This window comes from Floccifex sp. (assembly GCF_051873555.1).
Taxonomy (GTDB): Bacteria; Bacillota_I; Bacilli_A; order Erysipelotrichales; family Erysipelotrichaceae; genus Floccifex.
The window spans coordinates 1-5,263 of sequence record NZ_JBJEEY010000155.1; the positions used below are offsets into that span (position 1 = coordinate 1).

Genomic DNA, 5,263 nt, shown 5'->3' on the forward strand with positions numbered 1-5,263 from the left:
AGGCTGATTCCAATATCTCCTGGCTTCATAAATATTTTGAGAATGAGATCAATCCTTGTATTATTGTATCACTTTTACAAAAGTTCTTGAAAAATTTTTCAGAAAAATTTTATGAAAACAAAGTTTTATGATATGATACAAAGGTATAGGTGAGAATATGAATGAATTAGAACAAGCAAGAAAAGACATTGAAGTCATTGATCAAGAAATGGCAAAGCTGTATGAACAACGAATGGATGCCGTTAAACATGTAATTCATTATAAAATGGAAAACAATTTACCGGTTTACGACAAAAATCGAGAAGATCGTTTGATTGAAAAAAATCGTAAATATATTCAAAATACAGAATATGAACCCTATTACATTGATTTTTTAAAACATGTCATGAATATTTCAAAAGAATATCAAAAAAGCTTACAAGCCCAGGATATTGTTGCGTATTGTGGAATTAAAGGTGCTTTTGCACATATGACATGTCAAAAACTATTTCCATCCAATCCATCTATTGGTTTATCTACATTTGAAGATGTATTTGAAGCTGTTGTACAAAAAAAAGTGCAATACGGTATCATACCCTTTGAAAATACCAATTCCGGATTAGTAGGGGAAGTCTTAGATGCCTTGAATGCCTATCCCGTTTATATTCAGGAAACCTATAATCTAAAAGTAGAACAATGTTTGCTGGGACTTCCTGAAGCCACTTTAAAAGACATAGACATTGTCTATTCCAAAGACCAGGCTTTATCGCAGGCTCGTGTATTTCTACAACAATTAAATGTTCAAACCGTTGCCTATCCCAATACAGCCATGGCTGCTCAATACGTGGCCAATGAAAAAGATATTCATAAAGCTGCCATTGGTGCAAAAGAAAACGCTAGTTTTTATGGTTTGAAAGTATTGGCTACCAATATTGAAGAAAACAGTCAAAATACCACAAAATTTATGGTTATTGGGTTGCAATCCTCAAAAAAAGGAAACCGCTTTAGTTTAAGTTTAGTCATTGAACACAAAGCCGGTTCTTTGGCTCAAGTTATTGATGTGATTGGAAGACATGGTTTAAATATGCAATGTATTCAGTCGCGTCCAATAAAAGGAAGACCCTTTGAGTATTTCTTCTATATTGAACTCGATGGAAATTTAAAAGAAGAAAAAGTCAAATCTTGTTTAAATGACCTCGAAAACATTTGTGAAAGTGTGAAAATTTTAGGAAACTATACATTAAAGGAGGATGAATCACTATGAGTTTTGTCAAAGACAGCGTCAACAAAAAACCAATCGTCGATACCGTATTTGCGGTAGCTGCGAAAGCCAAAGAAGCTAAAGCACAGTTAGGAGACGATGCGGTTGTGAATGCAACAATTGGTTCTTTATTTGGAGAAGATGGACAATTGGTTGCATTGGATTGTGTATTTAATTCTTTGAAAAATATGGACAATCGATCTATGGCTGCCTATGCAGCTAGCTTTACAGGAAACCCTGATTTTAAAGAAACCGTTTATGAATGGGTATTAAACGGAAATAGCACATTGGCCCATGATATCATTGCCACTCCTGGAGGAACAGGAGCTGTGGATATGACAATTTCAAATTGTCTAGATGCAGGACAAACACTGGTGATTCCTAGTCTTGCCTGGGGTTCTTATAACTTAATGGCTGAAATGAATAATATTAATACTGTAAAATATAATTTATTTGAAGACGATCACTTTAATTTAGATTCATTTAAAGAAGCTTGTCAAAGCGCTATGGCTACTCAAGATCGATTGGTTGTGATTATCAATGATCCTTGTCACAATCCATCTGGTTATTCTTTATCAAAAGAAGAATGGCAAAGTGTAGTTGAATTCTTAAATGAATGCTCAAAAACACATTCAGTTGTTTTATTAAATGACATTGCCTATATTGATTTTTCATATCAACAAGAAAAAGCAAAAGAATATATGCAAACATTTGATCAAATCAGTGAAAACGTTGTTGTTGTGATTGCCTTTAGTTTATCAAAATCCATGACATCGTATGGACTTCGTTGTGGAGCCGCTATTATTCTTGGAAAAACAGAACAAGCGGTTCAGGAAGTTAAAATTGTATTTGAAAAAAATGCCCGTGCTACTTGGTCTAATATCAATAACGGAGCCATGCATATGTTTGTAGATGTTATCAAAAATCACAAAGAAGAATACAATGCAGAACGAATGAAATATGTAAATTTATTAAAAGAAAGAAGCGAAATTTTTGTCAAAGAAGCCAATGAAGTGGGATTAAAACATTATCCATATAAAGAAGGATTCTTTGTGACACTTTCTATGGACAATGAAACAAGAGATGCCTATCATGAAGCTTTGATGGAAAAACACATTTATACAGTAAAAGTGAATCAGGGAATTCGAGTAGCGATTTGTTCGTTATCGGTTGATAAAATCAAGGGTTTAGCAAAACAAATGAAAGAAATTTTAGACACAGTGGCTTAGTCCATTGTGTTTTTTTATGGCATAATGGAAGTATGAGTAAATACAATAAATTATGGGAATATATCCAAAAAGAAGAATGCTTTTCTTTGACTTTTGATGAAATTGAAAATCTTTTAGAATTTCCATTGGATCATTCATTTCTTTCCAATAAAAAAGAATGTATTTCTTATGGCTATGAAGTAGAAAAAATTTCAATGAAAGAAAAAAAGATATTGTTTTCAAAGATTCAGATTCGAAAATTAGAAAAAGGAGATGAAAAAACATTAATTCAAGTCACAAAAAAATTTCGAAATGAAGTCATTTCAAAAGAAAAAGCAACTTCCATTCTAGAAAATAAAGATATCTGGGTTACTGTTGCCTATAGTCAAAAAAATATTATGGGCTATATTTTAGCTTATGTACTGAAACGAATTGACAATGGAAACGATATGTTGATGATTTATCATTGTTTTGTATCCGATAGTTATCAAGGTCATCATATTGGACAACAACTAATGGAAAAAATTTTAGAAGATGCCAAAGATATGCATTATACGTTTTTGATTACACAAGAAAATAATAAAGCAGCCAATGCGTTATATACAAAATGTAATGGACAATTACATGAACAAAATAAAAATATATATTATTGGTATCAAAACGCAAAACCAAAACTATAGGAGAAAACTATGAGTGATTTATTTGATTATTTAAGCTGGCGAAGTGATTTGGATTTGAATCAAGATTCGTTTCATGAAATGGATGCCCTTATTTTTTCTCGTTTGTCTTATATTCCATTTGATGGAATTGTATCGGAAGACTTTAAAGAAACAATTTCACTAAAAGAAGCAGCAAAAATATTTATAGAACAAGAAAGAAAAGTATATAAAAATGAAGATTTACGATTGTTAAAAGAATTGATGCAAGCCCCTCGTTATATGGATTGTTTACTCTGTGGTTATGTCAATCAAATCGAAACAGAACAAGAAAAACAATTTAGTGCCTTATGTATTCAATTGAATAAAAAATTAACATGTATTTCTTATCGAGGAACCGATAATACTTTTGTAGGATGGAAAGAAGACTTCAACATGGCTTTTATAACACCGGTTCCCAGTCAAAAATGTGCGATTGCATATTGTAACCAAGCCATGAAAAATATTTTATCTCATTTTATTTTGGTGGGACACTCTAAAGGAGGAAACTTAGCGGTTTATGCTTCTTGTATGTTAACAAAGCGAAATCAAAAAAAGATTGCAGCGGTTTATAATTTTGATGGACCAGGATTTGAGTCTTCATTCTTTGAACAAAGTCATTATATAGAAATGCAAGAAAAAATTATGACTTTTATTCCTCAAAGTTCGGTTGTAGGTTTGTTGTTAGAACACAAAGAAAAACACAATATTGTATTAAGTGATACAGTAAGCATTCTTCAACACGATGTATATTCATGGCAAGTCCATCAAAATCAATTGATTCGTTGTGAAGAATTGACAAAAGATAGTCAGGTCATTGATGCATCCATAAAAGAATGGGTATCTCAATTGGATGTGAATCAACGTCAACAATTTGTAGATGCTTTATACATGGTATTAAAGGAAACAGATATTCAAACAATTGAAGAATTTTCGTCTCAAAGTATTAAAAATATAGGAAAATTGATGTCTTCTTTTAAAAATATGAGTGAAGAAGATAAAAAAAATATAGGAGAAACAATTCAACAGTTTCTCAAAATTATATTCAAAAAAATACGATAATTAGTTTTTAAATACAAGATTTGGATAAATTTCTTTCATTGTTTCATTGGGATAGAGAACATCAATGAATTCTTCGACTTTATTTTGCGGAAGAATATGTTGTTCTCTATTCATCCATCGATAGACAACAAAACCACTAATGGCATAATCTAATATCAAAAAAACAGTAGCTGCGATAGTTAATGTTTTTTCGATTTTATTAGATATTTTTAAAATAAATTGTGATAGAAGAGGATATAAGTCTTTAATCCAGAAAATACCTAATAATCCCCAGAAAATAGAATACAATAAACAAATTCTTCCATTGATGTTAAAAGGATAACCACTGTAATCCCATGAAGTAGAACCAAATAAAAGTTCCTGAAAATAAGAACAAAAATATTCGACAACGGATCCTACAACAAAACCGCCAATAAAAGATAACCACACACCATGGTTTCTGTATTTATATAGAAAAAATGTCAAACAAGCTGCACCTAGTCCATAAACAAGGTTGAAAGGACCAATAATGGTACTTGTTCTAGATTCGATGTATCCGTTTTTGAATAAACAAAACAACATCTCCACAATGACACCTGCAAACGATCCAAAAAAGAGGATTAATAAAAGCTTATAAATATTGACACCTTTTGCGAAACGATTCGACTTAGATTCCTGGTAATCGATTTCAGTATTAGAAGGCAGTTGTTTTTTATCAACATCTTTTTTACGAGCCTTCAATTCATCTTTCATCATTTCCGTTTCCAATAACGAGCGATTGATGTTGTTGGCACTTCTTTGAAGGGATTGAAGACGATTTTCAATCTGTTCATCTAAATCTGGTATTTCAATTTCACCTGATTCATTTTTTGCCATATCTAAGTATAAAGACTCTAATTGTTCTTGTTCAAAAGTGATTTCTTTTAGTAAATTTATACTTTCTTCTTCTAATTTTGTACGATTCATAGAATTATTCTACTATCAAATCAGATAAAAATCTATTTCGGTGCTATACTTATATAGTACCTGACTTTAGAGGTTGAAAATAAAAAATGGTGCAAACTCACTGAAAATTCAGC

At 31.3% G+C, this 5,263-nt stretch carries 5 protein-coding genes; 4 read left to right on the forward strand and 1 reads right to left on the reverse strand.

Annotated features, from left to right (window positions below; all coding sequences use genetic code 11):
* Positions 1 to 157 precede the first annotated feature (157 nt).
* From ACI32A_RS08725 to ACI32A_RS08740, 4 genes are read left to right on the forward strand one after another with little or no spacing between them, the layout of a single operon-like run.
* The gene (locus ACI32A_RS08725; RefSeq protein WP_439754670.1) at positions 158 to 1,243 is read left to right on the forward strand and encodes a chorismate mutase; all 1,086 of its coding nucleotides are present in this window, start codon (positions 158 to 160) and stop codon (positions 1,241 to 1,243) included.
* Positions 1,240 to 2,469 (forward strand): pyridoxal phosphate-dependent aminotransferase, encoded by a 1,230-nt coding sequence (locus tag ACI32A_RS08730; protein ID WP_439754671.1) that lies wholly within the window; start codon positions 1,240 to 1,242, stop codon positions 2,467 to 2,469. Before ACI32A_RS08725 ends, ACI32A_RS08730 begins: the two co-directional genes overlap by 4 nt.
* 32 nt (positions 2,470 to 2,501) lie before the next feature.
* The gene (locus ACI32A_RS08735; RefSeq protein WP_439754672.1) at positions 2,502 to 3,128 is read left to right on the forward strand and encodes a GNAT family N-acetyltransferase; all 627 of its coding nucleotides are present in this window, start codon (positions 2,502 to 2,504) and stop codon (positions 3,126 to 3,128) included.
* 9 nt (positions 3,129 to 3,137) lie between these two features.
* Complete coding sequence (locus tag ACI32A_RS08740) at positions 3,138 to 4,205, forward strand: Mbeg1-like protein (RefSeq protein WP_439754673.1); 1,068 nt, start codon at positions 3,138 to 3,140, stop codon at positions 4,203 to 4,205.
* Here the strand turns inward: ACI32A_RS08740 and ACI32A_RS08745 are convergent, their stop codons facing one another.
* The gene (locus tag ACI32A_RS08745; protein ID WP_439754674.1) at positions 4,206 to 5,150 is read right to left on the reverse strand and encodes a putative ABC transporter permease; all 945 of its coding nucleotides are present in this window, start codon (positions 5,148 to 5,150) and stop codon (positions 4,206 to 4,208) included.
* Positions 5,151 to 5,263 lie beyond the last annotated feature (113 nt).

Coding starts and splice junctions, on each gene's coding strand:
- ACI32A_RS08730 (WP_439754671.1), top strand. CDS start 1,240: ATGAGTTTTGTCAAAGACAGCGTCAACAAAAAACCAATCGTCGATACC.
- ACI32A_RS08735 (WP_439754672.1), top strand. CDS start 2,502: ATGAGTAAATACAATAAATTATGGGAATATATCCAAAAAGAAGAATGC.
- ACI32A_RS08740 (WP_439754673.1), top strand. CDS start 3,138: ATGAGTGATTTATTTGATTATTTAAGCTGGCGAAGTGATTTGGATTTG.
- ACI32A_RS08725 (WP_439754670.1), top strand. CDS start 158: ATGAATGAATTAGAACAAGCAAGAAAAGACATTGAAGTCATTGATCAA.
- ACI32A_RS08745 (WP_439754674.1), bottom strand. CDS start 5,150: ATGAATCGTACAAAATTAGAAGAAGAAAGTATAAATTTACTAAAAGAA.